The sequence below is a fragment of the Microbacterium sp. NPDC057658 genome (assembly GCF_042799975.1).
Lineage (GTDB): Bacteria > Actinomycetota > Actinomycetes > Actinomycetales > Microbacteriaceae > Microbacterium.
Window position 1 is genome coordinate 133083 of record NZ_JBHVHT010000002.1, and the last position, 24933, is coordinate 158015.

At 71.2% G+C, this 24933-nt stretch carries 26 protein-coding genes and 1 tRNA gene; 15 read left to right on the top strand and 12 right to left on the bottom strand.

What is annotated here, in order from left to right:
- Positions 1–93 precede the first annotated feature (93 nt).
- Complete coding sequence (locus tag ACFU8V_RS13975; RefSeq protein WP_025102460.1) at positions 94–1161, bottom strand: low specificity L-threonine aldolase; 1068 nt, start codon at positions 1159–1161, stop codon at positions 94–96.
- 60 nt (positions 1162–1221) lie between these two features.
- Between ACFU8V_RS13975 and ACFU8V_RS13980 the strand changes: the two genes are divergently transcribed.
- Positions 1222–2655, top strand: coding sequence for an MFS transporter (locus ACFU8V_RS13980; RefSeq protein ID WP_378872188.1), 1434 nt, complete (start codon positions 1222–1224; stop codon positions 2653–2655).
- A gap of 37 nt (positions 2656–2692) precedes the next feature.
- Here the strand turns inward: ACFU8V_RS13980 and ACFU8V_RS13985 are convergent, their stop codons facing one another.
- Together ACFU8V_RS13985 and ACFU8V_RS13990 are read right to left on the bottom strand one after the other, a co-directional pair.
- Positions 2693–3352, bottom strand: a complete 660-nt coding sequence (locus ACFU8V_RS13985; RefSeq protein ID WP_249521597.1) for an SDR family oxidoreductase — start codon at positions 3350–3352, stop codon at positions 2693–2695.
- Positions 3353–3454: 102 nt separating this feature from the next.
- Positions 3455–4906, bottom strand: coding sequence for a DUF6421 family protein (locus tag ACFU8V_RS13990; RefSeq protein WP_378872192.1), 1452 nt, complete (start codon positions 4904–4906; stop codon positions 3455–3457).
- Between the two features lie 72 nt (positions 4907–4978).
- On the opposite strand from ACFU8V_RS13990, the gene ACFU8V_RS13995 reads away from it, so the two are divergent.
- Entirely contained in the window at positions 4979–5437 is a 459-nt protein-coding gene (locus tag ACFU8V_RS13995; protein WP_062765321.1) for an Lrp/AsnC family transcriptional regulator, read from the top strand.
- A 7-nt stretch (positions 5438–5444) separates the two neighbouring features.
- Here the strand turns inward: ACFU8V_RS13995 and ACFU8V_RS14000 are convergent, their stop codons facing one another.
- On the bottom strand, positions 5445–6470 hold the full coding sequence (locus ACFU8V_RS14000) for a DUF5937 family protein (RefSeq protein ID WP_378872196.1): 1026 nt from the start codon (positions 6468–6470) through the stop codon (positions 5445–5447).
- A gap of 45 nt (positions 6471–6515) precedes the next feature.
- On the opposite strand from ACFU8V_RS14000, the gene ACFU8V_RS14005 reads away from it, so the two are divergent.
- The 3 genes from ACFU8V_RS14005 to ACFU8V_RS14015 are packed head-to-tail and all read left to right on the top strand — an operon-like array spanning position 6516 to position 8185.
- A complete protein-coding gene (locus ACFU8V_RS14005) occupies positions 6516–6875 on the top strand; it encodes a cupin domain-containing protein (protein WP_378872199.1) in 360 nt (119 codons plus the stop codon).
- A 14-nt stretch (positions 6876–6889) separates the two neighbouring features.
- Positions 6890–7180 (top strand): DUF4287 domain-containing protein, encoded by a 291-nt coding sequence (locus ACFU8V_RS14010; protein WP_378872201.1) that lies wholly within the window; start codon positions 6890–6892, stop codon positions 7178–7180.
- Between the two features lie 36 nt (positions 7181–7216).
- Positions 7217–8185 (top strand): 1,4-dihydroxy-2-naphthoate polyprenyltransferase, encoded by a 969-nt coding sequence (locus ACFU8V_RS14015; RefSeq protein ID WP_366215376.1) that lies wholly within the window; start codon positions 7217–7219, stop codon positions 8183–8185.
- Between the two features lie 234 nt (positions 8186–8419).
- Here the strand turns inward: ACFU8V_RS14015 and ACFU8V_RS14020 are convergent, their stop codons facing one another.
- The 3 genes from ACFU8V_RS14020 to ACFU8V_RS14030 form a co-directional block, all read right to left on the bottom strand.
- Positions 8420–8710 carry a DUF4229 domain-containing protein gene (locus tag ACFU8V_RS14020; protein WP_062765306.1) on the bottom strand — a complete coding sequence of 97 codons (291 nt, stop codon included), beginning with the start codon at positions 8708–8710 and terminating at the stop codon, positions 8420–8422.
- Between the two features lie 9 nt (positions 8711–8719).
- Positions 8720–9646: a hypothetical protein gene (locus ACFU8V_RS14025; RefSeq protein ID WP_378872206.1), complete on the bottom strand. Its 927-nt coding sequence runs from the start codon at positions 9644–9646 to the stop codon at positions 8720–8722.
- Between the two features lie 303 nt (positions 9647–9949).
- Entirely contained in the window at positions 9950–10777 is an 828-nt protein-coding gene (locus tag ACFU8V_RS14030) for an SDR family oxidoreductase (protein ID WP_338567248.1), read from the bottom strand.
- A 220-nt stretch (positions 10778–10997) separates the two neighbouring features.
- On the opposite strand from ACFU8V_RS14030, the gene ACFU8V_RS14035 reads away from it, so the two are divergent.
- Positions 10998–11073 (top strand) — tRNA-Met (locus ACFU8V_RS14035).
- Positions 11074–11114: 41 nt separating this feature from the next.
- Positions 11115–11555: an alternative ribosome rescue aminoacyl-tRNA hydrolase ArfB gene (gene arfB, locus ACFU8V_RS14040; RefSeq protein ID WP_062765299.1), complete on the top strand. Its 441-nt coding sequence runs from the start codon at positions 11115–11117 to the stop codon at positions 11553–11555.
- Here arfB and ACFU8V_RS14045 read toward each other — a convergent pair.
- The gene (locus ACFU8V_RS14045; RefSeq protein ID WP_062765296.1) at positions 11521–12186 is read right to left on the bottom strand and encodes a TetR/AcrR family transcriptional regulator; all 666 of its coding nucleotides are present in this window, start codon (positions 12184–12186) and stop codon (positions 11521–11523) included. The genes arfB and ACFU8V_RS14045 overlap by 35 nt on opposite strands.
- A gap of 70 nt (positions 12187–12256) precedes the next feature.
- Between ACFU8V_RS14045 and ACFU8V_RS14050 the strand changes: the two genes are divergently transcribed.
- Complete coding sequence (locus tag ACFU8V_RS14050; protein WP_238695597.1) at positions 12257–13531, top strand: MFS transporter; 1275 nt, start codon at positions 12257–12259, stop codon at positions 13529–13531.
- A 37-nt stretch (positions 13532–13568) separates the two neighbouring features.
- Here ACFU8V_RS14050 and ACFU8V_RS14055 read toward each other — a convergent pair whose 3' ends face one another.
- From ACFU8V_RS14055 to ACFU8V_RS14065, 3 genes are all read right to left on the bottom strand, one after another.
- Entirely contained in the window at positions 13569–15641 is a 2073-nt protein-coding gene (locus ACFU8V_RS14055; protein WP_378872211.1) for a bifunctional lysylphosphatidylglycerol flippase/synthetase MprF, read from the bottom strand.
- A gap of 49 nt (positions 15642–15690) precedes the next feature.
- The gene (locus tag ACFU8V_RS14060; protein ID WP_217316518.1) at positions 15691–16344 is read right to left on the bottom strand and encodes a thioredoxin domain-containing protein; all 654 of its coding nucleotides are present in this window, start codon (positions 16342–16344) and stop codon (positions 15691–15693) included.
- A gap of 64 nt (positions 16345–16408) precedes the next feature.
- A complete protein-coding gene (locus ACFU8V_RS14065) occupies positions 16409–16834 on the bottom strand; it encodes a hypothetical protein (RefSeq protein WP_062765283.1) in 426 nt (141 codons plus the stop codon).
- 74 nt (positions 16835–16908) lie between these two features.
- Here ACFU8V_RS14065 and ACFU8V_RS14070 point away from each other — a divergent pair, with 74 nt between their 5' ends.
- The 3 genes from ACFU8V_RS14070 to ACFU8V_RS14080 are packed head-to-tail and all read left to right on the top strand — an operon-like array spanning position 16909 to position 19782.
- A complete protein-coding gene (locus tag ACFU8V_RS14070; RefSeq protein WP_025102432.1) occupies positions 16909–17259 on the top strand; it encodes a PLD nuclease N-terminal domain-containing protein in 351 nt (116 codons plus the stop codon).
- Between the two features lie 14 nt (positions 17260–17273).
- Positions 17274–18923 carry a 2-succinyl-5-enolpyruvyl-6-hydroxy-3-cyclohexene-1-carboxylic-acid synthase gene (gene menD / locus ACFU8V_RS14075; RefSeq protein WP_378872818.1) on the top strand — a complete coding sequence of 550 codons (1650 nt, stop codon included), beginning with the start codon at positions 17274–17276 and terminating at the stop codon, positions 18921–18923.
- 16 nt (positions 18924–18939) lie between these two features.
- Complete coding sequence (locus tag ACFU8V_RS14080; protein WP_085606404.1) at positions 18940–19782, top strand: polyphosphate kinase 2 family protein; 843 nt, start codon at positions 18940–18942, stop codon at positions 19780–19782.
- 11 nt (positions 19783–19793) lie between these two features.
- Here ACFU8V_RS14080 and ACFU8V_RS14085 read toward each other — a convergent pair whose 3' ends face one another.
- Positions 19794–21047 (bottom strand): isochorismate synthase MenF, encoded by a 1254-nt coding sequence (locus tag ACFU8V_RS14085; protein WP_085606402.1) that lies wholly within the window; start codon positions 21045–21047, stop codon positions 19794–19796.
- A gap of 35 nt (positions 21048–21082) precedes the next feature.
- Between ACFU8V_RS14085 and ACFU8V_RS14090 the strand changes: the two genes are divergently transcribed.
- From ACFU8V_RS14090 to ACFU8V_RS14105, 4 genes are read left to right on the top strand one after another with little or no spacing between them, the layout of a single operon-like run.
- Complete coding sequence (locus ACFU8V_RS14090; protein WP_085606400.1) at positions 21083–21646, top strand: DUF402 domain-containing protein; 564 nt, start codon at positions 21083–21085, stop codon at positions 21644–21646.
- Positions 21643–22362 carry a class I SAM-dependent methyltransferase gene (locus ACFU8V_RS14095; protein WP_062765270.1) on the top strand — a complete coding sequence of 240 codons (720 nt, stop codon included), beginning with the start codon at positions 21643–21645 and terminating at the stop codon, positions 22360–22362. Before ACFU8V_RS14090 ends, ACFU8V_RS14095 begins: the two co-directional genes overlap by 4 nt.
- A gap of 43 nt (positions 22363–22405) precedes the next feature.
- Positions 22406–23467: a polyprenyl synthetase family protein gene (locus ACFU8V_RS14100; protein WP_060921235.1), complete on the top strand. Its 1062-nt coding sequence runs from the start codon at positions 22406–22408 to the stop codon at positions 23465–23467.
- A 56-nt stretch (positions 23468–23523) separates the two neighbouring features.
- A complete protein-coding gene (locus ACFU8V_RS14105; protein ID WP_062632898.1) occupies positions 23524–24897 on the top strand; it encodes an FAD-dependent oxidoreductase in 1374 nt (457 codons plus the stop codon).
- The last annotated feature ends 36 nt before the right edge of the window (positions 24898–24933 follow it).

A 24933-nucleotide genomic window follows, 5' to 3' on the forward strand; every position in this document is an offset into this window, starting at 1 on the left:
GTCCCTCCGCCGAGACCCCGGCTTCCCGCCCACACCCCGGTATAGACCCGCGGATACCCCGGGGTCTCGACGCGAACCCGGGGTCTCGGCGTGTCAGGGGCGGGTGAGGCGGGCGAGGGCGTCGACGAAGGCGTCGACGTCGGACTCCTCGGTGTCGAAGCCGCACATCCAGCGCACCTCGCGGCGGGCGGCGTCCCAGTCGTAGAAGCGGAACACGTCGCGGAGCTGATCGGCGACGCCCTCGGGCAGGGTCGCGAACACGCCGTTCGCCTGCGTCGGCTGCGTGAACTCCACCCCGACGATCGATCCGTCGGCGAGGCCGTCCTCGATCCGCGCGCGGAGCCGGGCCGCCATGGCATTGGCGTGCCGGGCGTTCCGCAGCCACAGGTCGCCGTCGAGCAGGGCGATGAGCTGCGCCGAGACGAAGCGCATCTTCGACGAGAGCTGCATGTTGAACTTGCGGGCGTAGTTGAGGCCCACGGCGGCATCCGGGTTCAGCACGACGATGGCCTCGCCGAGCATGGCGCCGTTCTTCGTGCCGCCGAAGGTCAGCACGTCCACCCCGGCGTCGGTCGTGAACGCCCGCAGGGGCAGATCGAGGGCGGCTGCCGCGTTCGACAGGCGCGCGCCGTCGACGTGCAGCTTCATGCCGCGCGCGTGGACGTGATCCGCGATCGTGCGGATCTCCTCCGCGGTGTACAGCGTGCCGAGCTCGGTGGACTGCGTGATCGAGACCACGAGCGGCTGTGCCCGGTGCTCGTCGCCCCAGCCCCAGGCCTCGCGGTCGATGAGCTCGGGGGTGAGCTTGCCGTCGTCGGTGGGGACGGTGAGGAGCTTGAAGCCGCCGATCTTCTCCGGCGCTCCGCCCTCGTCGACGTTGATGTGCGCGGTCGAGGCCGCGATCACGGCACCCCAGCGCGGCAGCATCGACTGCAGACCGGTGACGTTCGCCCCGGTGCCGTTGAACACGGGGTACGCAGCGGCGGTGTCACCGAAGTGCGCCTGGAACACCTCCTGCAGGCGGGCGGTGTAGGCATCCTCGCCGTAGGCCACCTGATGGCCCCCGTTCGCGGCCGCGAGGGCCGCCAGGACCTCGGGGTGGATGCCGGAGTAGTTGTCACTGGCGAAGCCCCGGATGGCGGGGTCGTGCGGGATGCTCACCGGACAAGCCTAATCGCCTTCCCCTACCGGATGTCCGAGGCCCGCTCTACCCTCGAACCCATGGAACGCAGCGCGGCGAAGACCGCTTTCGCGAACGTCCTCGTCAACACGTTGATCGCCAACGTCACGACGAGCTTCCTGTGGTTCGCCCTCACCTTCTGGGTCTACATCGAGACCCGGTCGGTGCTGGCCACGGGCATCATCGGCGGTGCCTACATGCTGTTCGTCGCGTTCTTCGCGATGGTGTTCGGCACCATCGTCGACCGTCATCGCAAGCACCGCGTCATGCTCCTGTCGAGCGTCATCTCGGCGGCGGCGTTCCTCGTCGCGGGCGTTCTCTACCTCTGGCAGCCCGAGGCCTCCCTGCTCGACCTCGGCGGGCCGTGGTTCTGGCTGTTCTCCGGCGTCATCCTGTTCGGCGGGGTGATCGAGCAGCTCCGCAACATCGCGCTGTCCACCACGGTGACGCTGCTGGTGCCGGAGGAGAAGCGCGCCAACGCCAACGGTCTCGTCGGCACGGTGCAGGGGCTCGCCTTCCTCGTCACGAGCGTCTTCTCCGGCCTCTCCATCGGCTTCCTCGGCATGGGGTGGACTCTGGGGATCGCGGTCGTGGCGATGGCCCTCACCTTCGCGCACCTGCTGTTCATCCGGATCCCGGAGTCCGAGCCCGAGGTCGACCCGGAGGCGAAGAGCGCCGTCGACTTCCGCGGCAGCGTCCAGGCGATCTGCCAAGCTCCCGGACTGTTCGCGCTCATCGTCTTCTCGACCTTCAACAACCTCATCGGCGGCGTCTACATGGCGCTCATGGATCCGTACGGGCTCACGCTTTTCGACGCGCAGATGTGGGGGTTCGCCCTGGCCTTCGCGTCGACCGGATTCCTGATCGGCGGGGGACTGGTGGCCAAGTTCGGCCTCGGCAGGAAGCCCGTGCGCACGATGCTGCTCATCGTGATCGCGATGGGACTCCTCGGGGCGATCTTCATGCTGCGCGAATGGTGGCCGCTGTACGTCCTCGGCATGTGGGTGTACATGGCGCTCGTGCCGCCCGTCGAGGCCGCGGAGCAGACCGTGATCCAGAAGGTCGTCCCGTTCGCGCGCCAAGGACGGGTGTTCGGCACCGCGGCGGCGATGGAGGCAGCGGCGGCCCCGATCACCGCGTTCCTCATCGCCCCGATCGCCGAGTTCCTCGTGATCCCGTACATGGACAGCGCGCAGGGGCAGCGGCAGTGGGGGTGGCTCCTCGGCGAAGGTGAGGCGCGCGGCATCGCGCTCATCTGCCTCTTCGCGGGTCTGATCATGGTGGTCGCCGCGACCCTGGCCTTCTTCACCCGGTCGTATCGCACGCTCACCGAGCTGTACGCGACCGCGCCCGATCCGGCTCCCGACGAGGCTCCCGAACAGGCTGCCGACGGTGCACACGAAGCGACCGGCGAACCGGACACGTTCCGCGACGCCCCGCCGATCGTCCCCGGCATACCGCCCGAGTCCCGGTGACGATCCGAGCCCTCGGTGGCGGTTCGAGGAGCGGGGCTCAGCCCAGGTCGAGCACCCGGTCGTTGAGGTCTGCGGCGTCGGTGTCCCAGAGCCCGACGAGACGCGCCGCGAGAGCCTCGGGATCGAGGGCCTTGGCGCGGAACACGACGGCAGCGGTCCGCAGCGGTTCGTCCCCCTCGCGTGCCGCCTTGGCGTACCCCTGAGCGACGGCGCGGGTCCACGCTTCGCTCGCCGCCTTGACCGCTGCATAGTTCGCTCCGCCGGCGAGGGGGCGTGCAACGGCGGTCGACGACACGATCGCGAATCGTCCGGCAGCGGAGGCGCGGAGGGATCCGTCGAAGGCGCGGCTCGTCGCCCGCACCGCCTCCAGCGCCGGCAGCAGCGCCGCGAAGTCGTCGTCGGTCTGTCCGGCGAGTCCGCCACCGCCCCGCCAGCCGCCCACGAGGGGCACGACCGCATCGACGGCGTCGAGCCGCGCGGCGAGCGCCGTCATCTCGGCGAGGGAGGTCGCATCGGCGAGCTCAGTCTCCGCCCCCGCCTCGGCCAGCGGACGCAGCCGCTCGTCCGTGCGGCCGGTGGCGAGCACCCGGGCCCCCGCGTCGCGCAGCGCCCTCGTCGCCGCGAGGCCCGCCGCGCTCGTCGCCCCCGCCAGCACGACCACCCGGTCCCGGGCTCCCTGGCTCTTCGGCGTCGTCATGCGGTGTCCTCTCGGTCGGAGATGCCTCTGCGGCCGGACCCGGGATCCGGGTCTCCGGCCGCAGAGGGGGTGCGCCCCAGCGTCACAACGGAGCGGTGCGGATCAGTCGTCCGTACCGCGGATGCCGACCGTCGACTCGATGACCGGCTTCATCTTCTTGTCGAGGGTCTCGAAGAACATCGACAGCGGGAACTCGTCGTCCAGGACCGCGTCGGTGTAGCCCTTCGGTGCTCCGGCGAGGATCTCGTCCGACAGACCGCGCGCCCACTGCGAGGCAGGGTGCGGGGTCAGCGTGCCGCGGACCAGCTCGTAGGCGGCGAGCCAGTGCGCGACCTTGGGGCGGTCGATCGAGTGCCAGTACAGGTCGTCGATCGCGTCACCCAGGGCCACGACGGCGTCCGGCACGTTCTCCCAGTCGAAGGCGAGCGCCGTGTCGGTCCAGTGCAGCACGCCGCGCTGGTGCAGCCAGGCGAACAGGAGCTGGCCGCCGACCGCGTCGTAGTTGCGCACGCGCGAACCGGTGATGGCGAAGCGGAAGATGCGGTCGAAGATCACGGCGTACTGCACGAGGTGCGCGTACTCGTGCATCTCCCGCTCGGTCTCCGTGAGCTCCTCGCCCGCGGCGACCCGGGCGTCCAGCGCCCGCTCGATCTTCACCGACTCGCGGAACGCCGTCATGTCGCAGCGCATCTCCTCCAGCGAGTAGAGGAAGAACGGCATCCGCTGCTTGATCATGAACGGGTCGAAGGGCAGGTCTCCGCGCATGTGGGTGCGGTCGTGGATGATGTCCCACATCACGAAGGTCTTCTCTGCGACCTCCTGATCGTCCAGCATCGCCGCCGCGCGCTCGGGGAGGTCGAGGTTGGTGATCTCCGAGGCCGCACGGACCACGCGGCGGTAACGGGCGGCCTCACGGTCCTGGAAGATCGCGCCCCAGGTGAAGGTCGGGATCTCGCGCATGGCGACGGTCTCCGGGAAGAGCACCGCGGAGTTCGTGTCGTAGCCGGGCGTGAAGTCCACGAGGCGCAGCGAGACGAAGAGCTTGTTGCCGTAGTCGCCGGCCTCGAGTGCGGCGATGAACTCCGGCCAGATGGTCTCGACGATGAGCGCCTCGACCAGGCGGTCGCTGGAGCCGTTCTGCGTGTACATCGGGAAGACCACGAGGTGGCGGATCCCGTCGATGCGGTGCTGCTGCGGCTGGAACGCCACGAGCGAGTCGAGGAAGTCGGGCACGCCGAAGCCCTCGGACGCCCAGCGCTCGAAGTCGGCGACGGAGGCGGCGAGGTAGTCCGCGTCGTGCGGGAAGGCGGGCGCGAGTGCCCGGATCGCGGCGGTGATCTGCCCGACGAGGGCGGTCGCCTGGTCCTGGGTCGGTGAGCTCGTCGAAGCGCCAGGGATCGAGCCGTCCTTGATCTGCAGCTCACGGATGGCGATCGCGGCCTGCTTGAGCTGTGCCCAGGCGGCGGAGTTCTCCGCGATCGACGCATCCTCGACGACCTCGGGTTCGCCGACGACGGCCTGAACAGCGGAACTGTTGGCGGAAACGAGGGACATCGGAACCTCCGATCGCAGTGAAAAACGGAAAGATTCCGGTGATAACGGAATCCTGACGATAATCTTACAGCCATGGATGATTCTGTCGACCGTGCGATCCTGGCGACCATCTCCCGCGACGGGCGGGCGACGCTGTCGCAGCTCTCCGACGCCGTCGGGCTGTCGGTGTCGGCGGTGCAGTCCCGGCTGCGGCGGCTCGAGACCCGCGGCGTCATCACCGGCTACCGCGCGATCCTCGATCCCGAGCAGGCGGGCACTCCGTTGTCCGCCTTCATCGAGATCACCCCGCTCGATCCGGCCCAGCCCGACAACGCCCCCGAGCTTTTGGAGCACCTCGACGCGATCGAGGCCTGCCACTCCATCGCCGGCGACGCGAGCTACATGCTCTTCGTCCGGGTGCCGACGCCGCGCGACCTGGAGCAGCTCGTCCGCGACGTCCGGCTCGCGGCGAACGTGAGCACCCGCACGACCGTGGTCCTGCAGACCTACTACGAGCACCGGCCCATCATCCCGGTCTCGACCACCGAGTAGGGCGGCGTCAGAGCAGCGCGCCGACGAGCGCCTCGCCCAAGGGGGTGCGCACGTGCTGCATGCGGGAACCGTCCCGCTCGCTCACCACGAGCCCGGCGTCCCGCAGCACGGTGAGATGGTGTGACGCGGTCGACAGCGCGAGCCCCGCATCGGCGGCCACCTCCGAGGTCGTGCGGGGCGTCCCCGCGGTGAGGAGGATGCCGGCGCGCGCCGGGCCGAGCAGGGCGCCCAGGGCGGCCACGGTCTCGGTGGTGTCCCGTGCCCACCCCACGGTCACGCCACGGGCGGGATAGAACAGCGTCGGCTGTGCCGGTGGCTCGGTGAGCACCAGGCAGCCCCAGGACGAGAGGACGGAGGGCACCAGCACGAGACCGCTGCCGCGGCAGTCCACGTCCTCGCTGTGGCGGCGGAGCGAGACCCGCACCGCGCCCGCGCCCCACGAGACCTGGGGATGGAGGGCTCCGGCCATCCCGGCGATGCCGGTCGTCGCGATCGCCCGGGCGCGAACGGCGATGTCGGCCCGGAGGAGGCGCTCCAGCTGAGGCCAGGCCGGTGCCAACGCGGCCTCCCAGACCTCCTCCCAGGCATCGGCGATCATCGCACGGGCGCGCGCCGGCCGGGCGGACAGGTCGCGCAGGGCCTGACGCTGTGCACCCGTCGAGCGCTGGATCCGCTTGCCGAGGTCGACACGCAGCGGGTCGAGTGCCGCCTTCCGCAGGGCGGTGAGTTCCGCCTCGGGGGTCAGGTCGCCGCGCGGCGTGCTGGTGAGGAAGTCCGGGAGGTAGCCGTCGTCGCCGATCACCGTCGCCAGGAGCGCGAAGGCGTCGCGAGGCAGCCCCTCCCGCGCGGTGCGGAGCCACCCCCACTGCAGGGGGTGCGCCGCCGGGCGGAGGAGCACGCGCACCGCATGCGCCAATTCGTGCCCGGGGGAGATGCCGAACCGCACCGCCTGGATGTCGCCGGCACTCAGGTGGAACTCGACCCGGTGATCCGGGTGGTCGACGCCCTCGACCGGCGCGGAGTTTCGATCCACGTCGAAACTCTAGGAGGTGCGACGCCTGCTGTCGACACTGGGGTCATGACCGAGATCCAGGTTCCTCCGCTCATCCCGAGCGGTGCGATCCGCATCGGAACAGGGCGCAGCCGCCGATTCGTCGGCGCCGACCACGGAGCCGCCGTCTCCTACTTCTTCGTCGAGAACCAGCCAGGAGAGGGGCCGGGGCTGCACTGGCACCCCTACTCTGAGACCTGGATCGTGCTCGAGGGCACGGTGCGGATCCGGATCGGCGACGACGTCCTCGTCGCGCGAGCCGGAGACACCGCCACCGCGCCCGCCTTCACGCCACACGGCTTCACCAACGCGGAGACCGGGCTCCTCCGGATCCTGTGCATCCACGCGTCCGACACGATCATCCAGACGTTCCTCGACGAGGACTGAGAGCGGAGACCACCATGTCCTTCCAGGCGTACCTCGACAAGGTCGAGACCCAGACCGGCCTCACGCCGCGGCAGTTCATCGCCCTCGCGCAGGAGCAGGGGTTCGACGAGAGCACGAAGTCCACCGTCGTCCTGAACTGGCTCAAGCAGGAGTACGGCCTCGGCCACGGCCACGCGCAGGCGATGGTCCACGTCATCCTCAAGGGGCCGAAGATCAGCGACAAGCACGTCGGCACGACCGGGACGCACGCCGACAAGACCGACGAGCTCTGGCTCGACGGCAAGGACAGCAACCCGCACCGCTGAGTTCGCCGCCTCGCCGCGACGACTAGGATTCCGTGGGTGGCAGCATCCTCCCAGCGCAAGAAGAAGTCCGGTCGGCGCACCCCGCCGCGCACCAGCGGCAACCCGGCCAAGCGGCCGGTCGTCGAGGCGGGTCCCGTGACGATCGGCGACTGGATCGGCGCGGCTCGTCTGCGCACGCTGCCTCTGGCGATCGCCCCCGTCGTCATCGGCACGGGAGCCGCGCGCAGCACCGGGCCGGAGTTCCACTGGGTGATCGCGCTCGCGTGCCTCGCCGTCGCGGTCCTGCTGCAGATCGGCGTGAACTTCACCAACGACTACAGCGACGGGATCCGCGGCACCGACGCCCACCGGGTCGGCCCGGCGCGGCTCACGGCCTCCGGGCGGGTGAAGCCGCGCACGGTGCTCGTCATCGGACTCGTGTTCTTCGCGCTCGCCGCGGTGGTCGGTATCGCGATCGTCGTGCGGACCGGGCAGTGGTGGATGCTCGCCGTGGGTGCGGCCTGCATCGTCGCCGCCTGGTTCTACACCGGGGGCAAGAGGCCCTACGGGTACTACGGCCTCGGCGAGGTCTTCGTCTTCGTGTTCTTCGGGCTCGTCGCCACTCTCGGCACCACCTGGGTGCAGGTCTTCATGCTCCCGCAGCAGGCCTGGCTGGGAGCGATCGCCGCCGGACTGTTCGCCTGCGCCGTGCTGCTGGCCAACAACCTCCGCGACATCGATCAGGACCGCGAGGTCGGCAAACGCACGTTGACGGTCCTCATCGGCCGCCGCGCCACGCAGGTCCTCTTCACGCTCTTCGTGCTCGTGCCGTTCGGCATCGCCGTGTTCCTCGCGTTGCTGTTCCCGATCGCCTGGATCGCGCTGCTCGCCCTTCTCGCCGGCCTCCCCGCGATCGTGATCGTCTGGACCTACCGGCAGCCGCGGGAGTTGGTCATCGCCCTCGCCCTGACGTCGCTCACCTCGCTGCTCTACGCGGGCGCCCTGTTCTGGGCCTTCGTCGGCTGACCTGCTCGCCGTCTCCCGCGCCTCGCCGGGCACAGCTTCGGAGCTCGCGACCGACATGCCGTCGTCTCGGGCCTGTCCTCGGCGCGTCGTGCGGTCGCTCCGAAGTCGTGCCCGGCGACCCGGGCACAGAGACCGAGATGCTGGTCGAACCTATGGTTTAGCCGAGAGTTTTGAGACCCGGTCCAACAATCGGACCTGCCTCGGATCTTCGAAGCTGTGTACGGCGGGCCTGCGTCAGGGGCGGTCGTCGGAGGCGCCGTCGACGAGCTCGTCTTCGGCCGCGGCGTCGGCCTGCCGGCCGGAGACCCTGCCCTGACGACGCTCATGCAGGCGGGCGGACGCGTCGGAGAGCGGGGTGCGGAGGAACAGCATCGAGATGCTCGCGCCGATGAGGGCCGCGAAGATCGCCGCCAGCCACCAGAACTCGCGGAAGATCGGGAAGAAGAACCACAGGATGGCCAGCGGGACGAGGAACGCCAGCAGGCGCAGCACGGTGTAGACGAGGAGGGGGGCGGGCTTCTTCACACGTCCAGTCTACGTTCGCCGCTCCGTGCTCCCGCTGTGACGCCGGAGTCCGAGGCTCGCGAACGGGATGCCCCGCACCACGCGCCGCCACGGGTGTTCCCCCAGGGTCCACAGCAGCTCGTCATCCGGGTCGAGGGCCAGATCCTCGCAGCCGACCGGCAGGGCCACCGGGTGTCGGGTGAGGGCCTGGCGAGGTCCCGACCACAGCATCCCGGGGCGCAGGTGGTCGGACTGCGACACGAAGTAGCGGTCGCCCCACCGCACGGCCCCCTGCATGTGCCGGATGCCGGGAGTGAACCGCTCGTGTTCGACGAAGCCGTCGTCGGTGCCGTCGGGGATCGTGAACTCGCCGATAGCCCCGGTCTCCTGACCCCGGTACTCGCCGATGAGCACGCGGGGGAGCGGCGTCCCGTCCGCGTCGAACACGCGACCGAGGAAGGAGCACCGCAGCGCCACCGGGTGGCGCCGCGTCCGCACCGCGACGACCGTCGTCCGCCGGTCCCGGCGGCTGGTGCCGCCGCGGATCCGCTGCGCCTCCGTGCCGTGCACGCGCCGGAGCGCCCCCAGGTCGAACTCCCAGATGCCCTGCCCTGTCGCCGCCGCGAACAGGCGGTCGCCGAACCAGGCGAGACCGCCCGCATGGATGGGCGCGGGCTGCAGGACGCCGTCGTCGTCGGCGACCGCCAGCACGATGTCGATGCGGCGGGCGCGCTCGCGGTCCACGAGCACGACCCGCGAGGCGAGGTGGCGCCCTGAAGCATCCTGGCGGAACCAGCTCACTGCGAGGGCGCGCCGTCCGCGGCGCTCGCCGACGTCGATGCCCTGGGGGTACCAGCGCTGCGTCCAGGAGCGGGCGGTGAGCCAGCGCAGCTCGATGCCGCCCCGCCGGCGGCGCCGACGCATCGGGCGCCACATCGTGTTCCACGGCCAGCGCATCCGTCCATCGTCGCCGATCCGGAGACCGCATGCGAATTTTCACGGATTGACCTAGGTCGATTCGCACGATCGAACAGACAGTTGTATCGTGTTACGTGTTGAGTGCTGATCTTCATGGAGTCGCGCTCGACGACTCCTCGCGGTCCGCTGGTGGGGGCCAGTACCGCCGCGAGGTGGCCGTCGCCTCACGGTGGCGGTTCACCGGATGCTCGCATCCGGCAGTGCAACGCACTGGGGGTGTGGCTCGTTCGGGTGCGGGCCACACCTCAGCGTCCGCCCTCCTCGACGCCGCCTGTGTCGTGCTCAGACCGTGCGCCAGTCGTGGCTCTCGATCGCCGCACCCGCCTGGGGCCCCATCTGGAGCATGCCGCCGTCGATCACGACCGAGGCGCCGGAGATGTACGCGGCCTCGGGCGACGCGAGGAAGGCGATCAGGGCGGCCACCTCGCGGGCATCGCCCGGGCGGCCGAGCGGAATGCCGGGACGGTCCTCGGCGTGCGGGTCGGTGTCGGTCTGCCCGGTCATCGGGGTCGCGATCTCACCGGGGGCCACGCTCACGGCGCTGATCCCGTACCGGCCGAGCTCGAGTGCGAGGTTCTTCATGAGTCCGCCGAGACCATGCTTGGCGGTGTCGTACGCGCTCGCCCCCACCATCGGCTGGTGCTCGTGCACGCTGGTGACGGCGATGAGACGTCCGCCGCGCCCCGCGGCGACCATCGACCGGGCCGCTCGCTGCAGGCAGACGAAGGCGCCGGTGAGGTCGGTGTCGAGCACACGGTTCCACTCGTCGAGCGTGACGTCGAGGAACGGGGTCTGGAGTCCGGCACCCGCGTTGTTGACGAACACGTCGACGCCGCCGAGCTCTGCGATCAGCCCGTCGATGACGTCGCCGCAGGCGGGGATGTCGGAGACGTCGAGCTGCGTCACCACCGCGCGGGCGCCGTGGCTGCGCACCTCGTCCGCGGTCTCCTGGGCGCCGGCCTCGTCGCGGTGCCAGGTGATGCCGACGTCGATACCCGCTGCGGCGAGGGCGACGGCGGTGGCACGACCGATCCCGGAGTCGGCACCGGTCACGATCGCGCGGCGGGCCTCGGCCTCCAGCCGCGCCTGCGGCTCTCCGGCCTCCGCCATCGGCGTCGGGGTCTTGTCGTTGTGCTGAGATTCGGACATGTCGGCCTCCTGCTCGGGCGTCATCGGTGCGAGCGACGGTACGGGGGCGGCGCGGCGCGGTCGAACCGGTTGACGACGCGCGGCAGCGACGCTAGCGGTTCTCGTCATCCGGCGACTCATGGTGTTATCCCAGGCAACGGTCCTGGCGGGGAGGATCACGGCCGGGTAACGTCATCCCCATCGCGGCGATCCGGGCGGTCCCGGGCCCCGGCTCATATCCGGAGGCGTTGCGGGTTCGACTCCCGCCGTCGCGTCCACTCGGTCCCATGCTCGGCCGCTCATCCCGGATGATGGAGGCATGCCTTCCGCCCCTCGCCCCGGACTCCGGGTCTCCGCGGGTCTGACGATCCCGGAGGCCGAGCTGTCCTGGCGGTTCTCCCGATCGTCGGGGCCTGGCGGTCAGGGCGTGAACACCACGGACTCCCGGGTCGAGCTGGTGTGGGATGCGGCGCATTCGGGGGCCGTGTCGCCGACGCAGCGCGAGCGGATCCTGGAGCGGCTCCGCGGACGGCTGGTCGACGGCGTGCTGACGATCGCCGCGTCCGAGCACCGCGCACAGTTGCGCAATCGGGAAGCAGCCAGGGAACGGCTCGCCGCGCTCGTCGCGGAGGCGATACGTCCGCCGGCGCCGGCCCGACGGGCGACGAAGCCGAGTCGGGGATCGAAGGAGCGGCGGCTGACGGCGAAGCACCGCCGCACCGACGTCAAGAGCCTGCGGCGGCGCCCCCGCGAGGACTGACGTCCGGACCCGTCTGTGCGCTCCGCGAGCCGGTGAGCTGCTCCTCGATCGGGGCCCAGCCGTGTTCGAGGAGCGCGGAGCCGGCGTCGAGCACCGCCTGCTGGTCGTCGCTCTCGGTGACGAGGATCTGCATCTGCAGGACGAACCGCGCGTACACCCGGACCTCGGGAGTGGGGGTCGGGATGCCGAGCTCGTCGGCGATGGCCGCGGCGAGCGCATCCTCATGGCGCAGCCACATCTTCGACGCGTAGTCGCGGAGCGCCGGCGTCTCGTTGAGGAAGCGCAGGAAGACGCGGGCCACGTCGTCGCCGTGCTCGTCGAGGTTGGCGCCGACCTCGGCGGCGTAGAAGTCGTGGATGGCCCGGTTGATCGTCACGCCGGTCGGCCGGTCGCGCACCGCCGAGACGAGGCGATCGCGCTGCTCGTCGTCCTCGTCGAAGACGAGAGCCTCCTTCTGCGGGAAGTGGGCGAACACGGTGGTGGGGGAAACGTCGGCGGCGTCGGCGACCTCGCGGATGCTCACGTTGTCGAACCCGCGCTCCAGGAACATCCGGGTGGCCACGTCGGAGATGTTCTTGCGGGTCGCGGCCTTCTTGCGCTCGCGGCGGCCCGGGGGCGGGGGCGTCGTCATGCGGCCACCTTATCGCGCGTCCGAACCAAAACTGTATTGACACCAAAACTGGTATCGATACACTTTCGGTATGACTTCACCTCATCTCCCCGTTCGCGGCGCCGGCCGCGCCTGGGTCATGCTCGTCGTCCTGACGATGCTCACGGTCATCGGCATGACCGTCGTCCTTCCTGTCCTGCCGTTCGTCGTGCTGCAGTACGTCGCGCACGAACACGACCTCGCTCTCTGGGTCGGCGTGCTGGAAGCGGTCAACGGCCTGTGCGCCTTCCTCGCCGCACCGCTCCTGGGGCGGCTCTCCGACCGGTTCGGACGACGACCCGTCATCATCGTCGCGGCGTTCGGCGCGGCCTTCTCGATGGCGCTGTTCGGCGTGGGCGGGGCGATCTGGGTGCTCGTGCTCGCCCGTGTCATCCAGGGGCTGACGGCCGGAGACCTCCCCGCGCTGTTCGCCTACCTGGCCGACATCACGCCGCCCGAGAAGCGCGCGCAGCGCTTCGGCCTCCTCGGCGCGCTGACCGGCATCGGCACCATGATCGGCCCCGCCATCGGCGGTCTGCTCGCCGCGATCGACCTGCGCCTGCCCGTGTTCCTCACCGCGGCGGTCGGGCTCACGATCGCGGTCCTCAGCATCTTCCTGCTGCCCGAGAGCCTGCGGCCGGAGAACCGCATTGCCCGGATCGCTCTCCGCGACGTCCAGCCGTTCGGGGTGTTCCGTACCGCGTTCGGTCGGCCCGAGCTCCGCGGGCTGATGATCGCGTTCGCACTGCTCGCGCTGCCGTTCGGATTCTTCGTGAACAACTTCAGCGTGCTGGCCCTCGACGCCATCCAGTGGGGGCCGACGCAGATCGGCCTGCTCACGGCAGGCGTGGGCATCATCGACATCCTCATCCAGGGCGTGCTGCTCGGCATCCTGCTGCCGCGGATGGGGGAGCGCGGCGTGATCGTCAGCGCCATCACCGCGCAGGCGGTCGGTCTCGCCGGCCTCGCGATCGTGGCCTCGCTGCTCGCCCAGCCGTGGCTCTTCATCGTCGGGGCGCTCCTGCTCGCCGCCGGTCAGGGCGCGGCGCAGGCTGCGATGGACGGGGCGATGTCCAACGCCGTCGGCGACGACGAGCAGGGCTGGCTCGGAGGGGCCACGCAGTCCCTCAACGCCGCGATGGGCACGATCGCCCCGTTGATCGCGGCCGCCCTCTATACCGCGGTCAGCCATGCCGCGCCGTACTGGCTGGGCGTCGGGATCATGGTCGTCGCCGCACTGGTCGTCGCGCGGGCGCACATCGCGAACACGGCGAAGCGTGAGCCGCAGGCGCAGGAGGCCGTCGAGGTGGCCGAGGCGCGGCTCTGAGCAGAAGGACCCGGCGCAGCGTCGATGGTCCGCGGGGTCAGCGCTCCCCGCGGACGAGCTCCACCCCCGCCCCGGCGAACTGCCGCAGCGTGGCATCGGGGAGGAAGGCCCGGGTGAGGGCTCCGCCGATACGGGTGAGGTCGCTCTCGTCGCGGAAGAGGAGGTAGAGGGTCTCGTAGCGGGGGTGGAACTTCTCCTTGAAACGGTGCAGCGAACGGAAGCCGTAGACGGGCTCGAGCGCGTCGGCGAGACGCTCGCTTAACGCGGCGATCACGCCCGCGTCCGGCGGGTAGTCGTGCGCGAGCGGAGCGCCGGAGAGCGACATGATCTCGGCGCCCTCCTCCGAGAACTGCTGGGCGGAGGCGCCGATCAGGTACTCCATCACCGGTCCGAAACCGCCCTCGCGGCGTCGCATGAGGTCGAGGGTCCAGCCGCGCACCACCCCGCCCTCCCCGTACACGGGCAGCCAGGAGAGGAAGCCGTCGACGTCGCCGTTCGGAGCGATCGCGAGCGCGAGGCGGACCTCGGGGTCCTCCGCCTCCTCCAGGGTCCCGAGCGTGAACCGCATCTCCGGAAGGTCCTTGTCGCCGACCCACGCCTCCGAGATCGCGCGGAGCTGCTGCCGCAGGCCCCAGGTCTCCGCGGCGAGGTGGGTGAGCCGGAAGGTCATCTGCTCCCGCCCCGCCCGGTTGAGGGAGGTGCGCACCGGTTGCCAGCGCTTGCCGGTGAAGGTGAGACCCGGGAGGTCGACGATCGTGTCGTCCGCCACCACCAGGCTGCGCCAGGTCTCCGGGACCGCCTCTCTCGTCGCCTCGTCCGCACTGAAGAAGCACGGCACGAGTCCGGCGTCCTCGGCCGTGCGGATGAAGTCGCGCACCGCCGCCGCACGGGACTCCGCCGGCCCGATCGGGTCGGCGAGGGCCAGGGCGACGCCGTTGCGGCGCTGATAGGCCACGATCCCGCCGTCCACGCGGGCGTAGCCGTTGCCCTCCCAGGTCGTCATCCAGGACAGGGTGCCCCCGCCGTGCGCCCGCAGTTCGCGCCGGAGTTCGTCTGCGGTCGGGGCGGGCTGCCGGCCCAGAGCCGTCGTGCGCCGTGCGCGGAACGCCCGCCGCACCGCGACGAGATACACGAGCACGAGAGCCCAGAGCACGCCCGTGGCGAGCGTGAGCTCGGTCTCCGCGTCGATCACCATCTCGAGCTGTGCTTCGCTCGTGAGGATGATGAGGACCAGCACGAGGGTGGCGGCCAGCACGTTGAGAGGTCCGAGGATGACGGCGACGACCCACGCCCAGCGGCGACCGCGCCGCAGGCCGTTCGCGATGACCAGGATCACCGCGACGTCGATCGCCGTGTCGATGAATCCGCCCGATGCCGGGTCCGTGGGGCCGAACGGGCCATCGGTCGGCACGAGGACCGTGATGATCTCGATGGCCACGAGCGTGAGCACGGCCATCACGGCGATCAGCCGCTGCTCCCGGACCGTCGTGCGCCGCACGCGCAGGCTCCGGTCGACGAAGAGGATGAGCAGCACCGCGAACAGATGCTCCAGGTCGGCCAGCTTTCCCCAGAACATCATCGCGACGAACACGAATCCGAGGAGCACCAGCCACGCGCGCACCCGCCACGGCGGACGGAAGAGCCCGACGGCGGCGGCGATGCACGCCATGGTGCCGCCGGACGCGCCGACGTCGAGGGCCTGCGCCTGGGTCTGCGCCCACGCCCACGGCAGCTGCGACACCAGCAGCAGGAACAGAGCCGTCGCGAAGATCGCGAAGAGCTGTCCGACCGTGAAGTAGGCGAGGGCGACCCGGGTGCCGCGGCGGTGCTCCAGGTAGCCCATACCCCAGAACCCGGCGATGGTGAAGAGGTACACCCAGGGCTGGTTGACGAAGAACGTCCCCGTGACCGGCGTCCACCACTTGTCCTCAGCCAGGCTCGGCAGCCCGTAGGCGACGGCGGGGAAGAGGGCCGAGTCCTCGAACGGCCGCCACAGCCCCTGCCAGACCACGCCTGTGAGCAGCACGAGACCGATCATCGTCAGCGTCGCCGGCGTGGTCCGCAGGGCCCCGAACAGGAGGCGGGCCGACGAGGGGCGCTCCGAGGTCATGCGCTCAGCGTAGAGGTGGGGCCGCCGCTGGGCGACCCCACCGACCGGATCACTCGGCGACGGCCGCGGCGATCGCCTCCTCCAGGTCGTTCCACTCGACGAGCTCGACCTTCTCGCCGTCGACGAAGAAGGTCGGGGTGCTGCTCACGCCCAGCCGCTCGCCGTCGCGCTTGTCCTGCTGCACACGGGCGAGGGTCGCCGGATCGGCGACCGCGGCGTCGTACGCGGCCAGGTCGAGCCCGAGCTCCTCGGCGAACGCGCGGAACACCTCCGGCGTCTCCGTCGACTGCTCGCCCCACTGCGCCTGGGTCTCGAACAGGCGGTGGAACATGTCCTCGTAGCGGCCCTGCTGCGCGGCGGCCTCGGCGGCCAGCGCGGCCTGGGTCGAGTTCACGTGCCCGGGCAGGGGGAAGTACCGGGTGACGTACCGGATGTCGCCGTCGTAGGTGGCGCGCAACTCCTCCACGATCGGGTAGAACGCGCCGCAGGCCTCGCACTCGAAGTCGAGGAACTCGACGACCGTGACGGCGTCGGGGCCGCCCTCGTCGAGCACGTGGGAGTCGGTGCGGACGGTCGGCAGCTTCTCGCCGGCCTCGGGATCGGGCTGCGCGGGCTGCTGGCTGAGGGCATAGACGATGCCGACGACGAGCAGCACGACGGCGACGGCGACGGCGATGAGGGTCGCCTTGACGGGGGTCTTCATGGGGTCTCCAAACACGGGTGATACGACGAGGGGTGCCGCGGAGGCGGCCGGAGCCGGCGTCGGATCAGGTGCGGGAGATGGAGAGCTGGATGAGCGAGACCGCGGGCAGGAACGGGCGGGGGCCGGCGCGGAGGGGAGCGGTCGCCAGCGGGAGGAGGCCGCGGAGACGGATCCCGCTGCGCGTGCGCAGATGACGGAAGAGGAGGACGAGGGCGACGCAGCAGAGGGCGGCCATCGCGCACGCCGCCGCGTCGGCGGCCGGATCCGCGGGAGCGGGCTCGGCGACCGGTCCTGCGGTCCCTGCGGTGTCGGAGGCCTGCGAGACGCCCGGGGCGAGGCACAGGGTCGCGTGCGCCTCCGCCGTCCCGTGCGAGGTCGACCATGCGCCGACGACGAGCAGGAGCGCGAGGCCGACGGCGATGACGATCCGGCTCCGCAGGACCCGCTCGGCGCGCGCTCGCGGCGTCGGGACGGGGGCGAGGGGCGGCATGTCCCGCGCAGTCTAGCAACGGACGCTTTGCCCGCCCCGGGCCCGTCCGACCCCGACATGCCTACACTGGAGGGGTGGCGAGACTACTGATCGTCGGCGGCTTCCTCGCCGCCGTGTTCTGGGTGTACAGCATCGTCGACTGTGCCGTGCAGCCGGCGACGCGGCACCGGGGCGTGCCCAAGGCCGCCTGGGTCGCCATCGTCGTCCTCATCCCCGTCATCGGCGGGATCCTCTGGTTCGTCATCGGCCGTCGCCGGGCGAACGACCAGGGCGTGCCGCGCACCGTCGCTCCCGACGACGACCCCGCTTTCCTCCGCAGCATCAGCAAGGCGGAGCAGGACGCCCGCATCCGTCGTCTCGAGGAGGAGCTCGCGCGGCTCGACGAGGAGACCGACGAGCCGCCCGCCGCGGATCCGCGCCCGTGACGTCGTCGCCGGCGATGGAGGCCGCGGCCTCCCTGTTCGCCGACCTCGTGTCCCACGGCGTCCGTGATGTCGTGCTCTCTCCCGGCTCGCGGTCACAGGCTCTCGCGCTGGCCGCGGCGGCCTTCGCCGACGAGGGCGCGCTGCGCGTGCACGTGCGGATCGACGAGCGGGTCGCCGGGTTCACCGCCCTGGGCATCGCACGGGAGACCCGGGTCCCCGTCGCGCTCGTGTGCACCAGCGGCACGGCTGTCGCGAACCTCCTCCCGGCCACGATGGAGGCCTTCCACTCCGGGGTGCCGCTGCTGCTGCTCACCGCCGATCGGCCTCCCGAGCTGCGGGGAGTCGGTGCGAATCAGGCGACCATCCAGGAGGGTTTGTTCCACCCCTGGGTCCGGGCGCAGATCGACGCGCCCGTTCCCGGAGACGGCGAGTGGGACGGCCTCGCCGCGCGCGTGGTCGCCCTCGCGCTCGGGGGGGCGGAACCCGAGTCCGGGCTTCCCGGCGTCGCCGGCCCGGTGCACCTGAACCTGCCGTCCCGGGAACCGCTGTCGGGCGCGATGCCGACACGGACGCTGACACCGGGGGAGGCGCCGCGCCTGCCGGAGCCGGAGGCGTTCGCGCTGGAGCGCGGGCCGCGAACAGTTGTCCTCGCGGGCGCCGATGCGGGTGCCGCGGCGGAGGAGATCGCCCATTCCGGCGGGTGGCCGCTCATCGCGGAGATCGTCAGCGGCGCACGCTTCGGACGCCAGGTGGTGCATGGGTATCGCCGGCTGCTGTCCCGCGACGACCTCGGCGGACGCATCGAACGGGTGGTCGTGCTCGGACACCCGACGCTCAGCCGCGAGGCCGCACGGCTGCTGTCCCGCGCGGACGTGGAGGTGATCGCGGTCCGCAGGGGCGGCGAGGAGCTGAATCTGAATCACCGCACGCGCGCCGTCGCGGCCGTCACGGTCGCCCAGGGGGAGACCGACCGGGAGTGGCTCGGCGCGTGGATGCGGGCCGCCGCCGACGAGGCCGTGGATCTCAGCGAGAACGCCCCGGACACCGAGGGGCTCTCCTCCACCGACTTCGCCGCCCGCCGCGACGCTGTGCGCGCGGAGCTCGACGCCGTGCGACGCCCGCTCGATCGCGAGCGCCTCGTGGATGCGGTGTGGCGGGCCACCTGGCCGCATGACCGTCTGGTGTTCGGGTCGTCCCGCCTGGTCCGCGTCGCCGACGAGGTGCTCGGCGGCAAGAAGGTCCCCGTGCACGCCAACCGCGGTCTCGCCGGGATCGACGGCACGATCGCCACCGCCACGGGCATCGCCGTCGCCAGCCAGGCCGCCGGGGCTCCGGGCGTGACCCGGGTGCTGCTCGGCGACCTCGCGTTCCTCCACGACGTCGGTGCGCTGATGTTTCCGAGCGACGAGACGGAGCCGCGACTCCAGGTCATCGTCGGCAACGACGGCGGCGGCACGATCTTCGACGGCCTGGAGGTGGCGGGCACCGCGCCGGCCGCGCACCTCGATCGCGTGTTCTACACCCCGCACGGGGTGCGCCTGGAGCACATCGCGCTCGCCTACGGCTGGGAGTATCAGCGGGTCACCACGCGGACCGCTCTCGACCAGGCGCTGACGACGCCGCGTGGCGGTCGCCAGATCATCGAGGTGCCGCTGCCGCGGTGACTGGCATCATGTGCGTATGAACGCGCACACCTGGACGCAGAACCTGCGGGTGCGGCCCGGCTTCCGCCTCGCCGACGTCGATCCCGACAGCAAGCCCGGCTACGACCACGGCAAGTCCCGCGGCACGGCCGACCTCGAAGCCGGTCTCGAACGCCTGAACGACCTGCAGGAGCGGCTGTTCGCCGAGAGTCGGGTGGGCACGGCGCAGGACGCGGTGCTGCTCGTCCTGCAGGCGATGGACTCCGCAGGCAAGGGCGGCATCGTCCGGCACGTGGTCGGGGGCGTCGATCCGCAGGGCGTCGCGCTCGCCGCGTTCAAGGCGCCGACGGCGGAGGAGCGGCAGCACGACTTCCTGTGGCGCGTCGAGAAGAGGCTGCCGGAGCCCGGGTTCATCGGGGTCTTCGACCGCTCGCACTATGAGGACGTGCTCATCGGACGGGTGCGGCAGCTCGCCGACGCCCCCGAGATCGAGCGGCGCTACGACGCGATCAACGCGTTCGAGGAGCGCGTCGCGGCGTCCGGCGTCCGCATCGTCAAGGTCATGCTGCACATCTCCCCGGAGGAGCAGAAGGCGCGGCTGATGGAGCGCCTGGAGCGCCCGGACAAGCACTGGAAGTACAACCCGGGCGACGTCGACGAGCGGATGCTGTGGCCGCAGTACATGGAGGCGTACCAGACCGTCTTCGATCGCACGTCGACCGAGGCTGCGCCCTGGTACGTCGTGCCGGCGAACGCGAAGTGGTACGCGCGGCTGGCCGTGCAGGAACTGCTGCTGGCCGCCCTCGAGGACATCGATCCGCAGTGGCCGGTCGCCGACTTCGACGTCGAGGCCGAGAAGAAGCGCCTCGCCGCGAGCTGACCGGGGGGGGCTCAGGCCAGCGCGTCGACGAGCGGGCGGAACTTCACCCGGGTCTCGAGGAGCTCGCTCTCGGGATCGGATCCGGCGACGATCCCGGCCCCGGCGTAGGCGGTGACCGCGATCGCGTCGTCCGTCGTCGTGAATTGCGCGCACCGCAGGGCGATGGCCCACTCGCCGTTGCCGTCCGCGTCGACCCAGCCGACCGGTCCGGCGTAGCGCTCGCGGTCGAACGGTTCGAGCTCCCGGATGGCGGCGATGGCCGTCGGTGTCGGGGTGCCGGCGACGGCCGCGGTCGGGTGGAGTGCGCGCACGAGGTCGAGGGCCGAGCGGCCGTTCTCCAGCTCGCCTTCCACATCGGTCGCGAGGTGGAAGAGGTTGGGCAGCTTGAGCAGGAAGGGCTGCTCGCTCGCCGCCAGGGCCCTGGTGTACGGGCGGAGGGACGCGAGCACGCTCTGCACGGCGTACTGGTGCTCGTCGAGGTCCTTGGTGCTGGAGGCGAGGTGCGCGGAGGCGGCGGTGTCCGCGTCGGCGTCGGCCCCGCGCCCGATCGTTCCGGCCAGCACACGAGCGGTCACCGTCCGGTCCTGCACCGTGACGAGGGTCTCCGGGCTCGCGCCGATCAGTCCGTCGACCGCGAAGACCCAGGTGTCCGGGTATCCGGTGGCCAGCGCGCGGACGAGTCGCCGCAGGTCGGAGCCCGCGGGGATGGTGCCCTGGAGGTCGCGGGCGAGGACCACCTTGCTGAGCTCGCCGTCCGCGATGCGCGCCAGCGCGCCCCGCACGGCGTCCTGGTAGCCCTGGGGGCTCTGCGCTCCGGGGCCCACGGTGCCCGCCCAGTGCGGTCCGTACTCCGCGGCCTCGACGGCACCCGGCGCACGCTCGTCGTCGGAGCGGTGGATGCGGGTCTCCCAGAAGCGGTCGCCGTGGCGGCCGAGGATCCGCGACGGGATGACGAGCACGCTGTCGGCGCGCGAGTCCTCGTCGAAGGTGAAGGCCCCGAACGCGACGAGTCCGGTTCCGGGGAGACGCAGCGGATCGGAGACCTCGGCCGCCGCCGCGAGCCCCTGCCAGAGCGCCGCGAGGGTCTCGGCGCGGGTGCGCCCCTCCTCGGCCGACGGGCGGAGCTCGGCGACCGGATCACCCACCGCAACGATCCCGTCGCCGCGGCGGAACCAGGCGAGCGGGCGGGCGGGGTCCGCGAAGGAGAGGAGGTCTTCGACCGGATCGATCTCTCGGGTCTCCACGACCAGGGGGGTGTGCTGCACGACTCCAGCCTATTCCGCGGACGTAGGGTGGGCGGATGAGCGATGCGCGTCCCGCAGCCGGTGCCGAGATGATCTTCCAGTGGCGCAAGTGGGACGGGTCGCCGCACTGGCGCCACGAGTGCGTGTACCTCGGTGCCGACCGGTGGGGCGACTGGATGGGGCAGCCCACCGGCTGGCACAGCGCCCGCCCGGGGGCGGAGTTCCACGCGGCCACGCCGAACGTCACCCTTGTCCCGCCGAGCGCCGACTTCGCGCTCACCGTCAATCGCCGGCACCCCCGGGGGATGCGTGTCTACATCGATCTCGGGTGGGACGTGCGGTGGTCGGACGACCCGCTGCTCGCGACGGGCATCGACATGGACCTCGACGTCGTCCGTGTGGAGGGCGAGCGCGGCACCTGGGTCGACGACCGCGACGAGTGGGCGGAGCACAGCGCCCGCTACGGCTACCCGGCCCCCGTCATGCGGCATCTGGAGGAGCTGGCGCTCGACCTCGAGACGAGGGTCAGGGAACGCACGGCGCCGTTCGACGACGCCACGGCCGATCCCTGGCTGGACCGACTCGAAGCGCTGGACCTCGCGCCTAGACTGGACGCGTGACCGCGAACGACAAGAACCGCGCCGATCTCGGCAAGGACCCCGCCCGCGTCAGCGGCATGTTCGACCAGGTCGCCGCCGGGTATGACCGCACGAACACCGCGATGACGTTCGGCAACGACGCGCTGTGGCGGGCCGCGACCACCCGCGCCGTCGCCCCGAAGCCGGGGGAGCGCATCCTCGATCTCGGAGCGGGCACGGCATCCTCCTCCGCCTCCCTCGCCCGCAGCGGCGCGCAGGTCGTCGCGGCGGACTTCTCGCCCGGCATGCTCGCCGAGGGGCAGCGTCGCCATGGAGCGATGCGCAACCTCTCCTTCGTGCAGGCGGATGCCACCGCCCTGCCGTTCGCGGACGAGGAGTTCGACGCGGTGACGATGTCGTACGCGCTGCGCAACGTGAACGACCCGAAGAAGGCGCTGCGCGAGCTCTACCGGGTGACCAAGCCGGGCGGCCGCCTCGTCATCAACGAGTTCTCCACGCCTCCGGGGAAGCTGTTCCGCGGGGCCTACCGGTTCTACAACGCGCAGGTGCTCCCGCGCGTGGCCCGGGTCGCCGGAACGAACGGCGACGCCTACGACTATCTGAACGAGTCGATCCGCGACTGGCCCGACCAGAAGCGGCTGTCCGAATGGATCAGGGAGGCCGGCTGGCAGGATGTCGCCTACCGCAACCTCACCTTCGGCATCGTGGCCCTGCACCGGGCGCGCAAGCCCGCGTGAGCACGGCGCGAACGGCGGCACCCGACGCAGGTAGGCTGGGAGCGTGACTTCGAGCCCCAGCGCCCCGGGTTCGCGACTCGCGAGCCGTCTCGGCTTCAGCGATCGCGTCTTCGTCGGTCCCGCCGCGCGTCGCATCGCCCGCACCATCGAAGACGGACTGGAGCTGGTCGAGACCGGGCTCGCGGACGACGTGCGTGTCGCCGACCCCCTCGCCGACGCCGCCAGCCGCTATCTGTACGAGGCCGGCGGCAAGCGCATCCGCCCCGTCCTCACGCTGCTCGCGGCCCAGCTCGGCGACGGCAACACCCGAGAGGTGATCGACGTCGCGAAGGCGCTGGAGATCACGCACCTCGGCTCGCTGTATCACGACGACGTCATGGACGGCGCGGACCGCCGCCGCGGTGTCCCCGCCGCGCAGACGGTGTGGGGCAACAACATCGCCATCCTCACCGGCGACATCCTCTTCTCGCGCGCCAGCCAGCTCATGTCGCGGCTCGGCGAGCGCGCCATCCGGCTCCAGGCCGACACGTTCGAGCGCCTCGTCCTCGGGCAGATGCACGAGACCCTCGGTCCGCAGCCGGACGACGACCCGATCGCGTTCTACATCCAGGTGCTCGCGGACAAGACCGGTTCGCTGATCGCGGCGGCCACCCAGGGCGGCGTGATCTTCTCGAACGCCCCGGCGGAGTACGAGGAGCCGCTGCGCGTCTACGGCGAGAAGATCGGCGTCGCCTTCCAGCTCCTCGACGACGTGATCGACCTGTCGGCCAAGCCCGAGGAGACGGGCAAGGTCCCGGGCACCGACCTGCGCGCGGGCGTCCCGACCATGCCATACCTCCTGCTCAAGGCGGAGGACGACGACGCCGCAGCCGACCTCGCCGCCCGCATCGACGACGGTGTGGCCCTCATCGCCGACGGCGCCGACCCGGCGATCCTCGACGGACCGCTGGACGAGCTCCGCGACCACGCCGTCACCCAGAAGACCCTCGAGCTCGCCCACGCGTGGACGCAGGAGGCGATCGACGCCCTCACCGCCCTTCCGCGCGGCACCGTGCGCGAAGCGCTCACCCGATTCGCCGAGACTCTCGCCGAGCGCTCCAGCTGACACCGTACGGGCCCCGGGCCCGGGTGTCCGCCGCGACGGCACACGAAAGGACCTCCATGACCAAGCTGAGACTGGCCATCGTCGGCGCCGGCCCCGCGGGCATCTACGCCGCGGACATCCTGTTGAAGGCCGAGCGCAAGTTCGACGTGTCCATCGACCTGTTCGAGCAGCTCCCCGCCCCCTACGGGCTCGTCCGGTACGGCGTCGCCCCCGACCACCCCCGCATCAAGGGCATCATCACCGCCCTGCGCGACGTGCTCGACCGTGGCGACATCCGCCTCTTCGGCAACGTTCGGTTCGGCGAGGACATCACGCTCGACGACCTCAAGAAGCACTACAACGCGGTCATCTTCGCCACCGGGGCGATCCGTGACACGTCGCTGGACATCCCCGGCATCGACGCGGTGGGCTCCTACGGCGCCGCCGACTACGTGAGCTGGTTCGACGGACACCCCGACGTGCCGCGCGAGTGGCCGCTGGACGCCGCATCGGTGGCGGTCCTCGGCAACGGCAACGTCGCCCTCGACGTCTCCCGCATGCTCGCGAAGCACGCGGAGGACCTCCTCGTCACCGAGGTCCCCGAGAACGTGTACGAGGGACTCAAGGCGAGCGCCGTCACGGACGTCCACGTGTTCGGCCGCCGCGGGCCGGCCCAGGTGAAGTTCACGCCGCTGGAGCTCCGCGAGCTGGGGGAGCTGCGCGACGTCGACATGGTCGTCTACGACGAGGACTTCGACTACGACGAGGCCTCGAAGGACGCGGTCGCGAGCAACAAGCAGGTCATGGTCATCGACCGCATCCTGCAGTCCTGGCGCAAGCGCGACTCCGTCAACAACGCCGGCGGCACCGCCTCGCGCCGTCTGCACCTGCACTTCTGGGCGCGCCCGGTCGAGGTGCGCACCGACGAGAACGGCCGTGTCGCGGCTCTCGTGTACGAGCGCACCCAGCCGGACGGTCAGGGTGGTGCGGTCGGCACCGGAGAGCTGCGTGAGGTACCCGTGCAGGCGCTGTATCGCGCGATCGGCTACTTCGGCTCGCCGCTGCCGGGCGTCCCCTTCGACAAGAAGCACGGCGTCATCCCGAACCACGAGGGCCAGGTGCTCGCGAAGGACTCCAACGACCGCGTCCCCGGCGTGTACGCGACCGGCTGGATCAAGCGCGGCCCGGTCGGCCTCATCGGCCACACGAAGTCCGACGCCATGGAGACCGTCCGTCACCTGATCAACGACCAGGGCTCGTGGTGGCACCCGGAAGACCCGTCCGAGGAGGCCATCCCGGCACTGCTCGCCGAGCGCGGCGTCGCCTGGACCGACCTGGACGGCTGGCACCGCCTCGACGAGCACGAGATCAGCCTCGGCGCGCCCCAGGAGCGGGCGCGCGTGAAGGTCGTCCCGCGCGAGGAGATGGTGCGCGTCTCCCGCGGCGAGTGAGTCGTCTCGGCGCCGGGGCGTGCTCCCGGCGCCGGG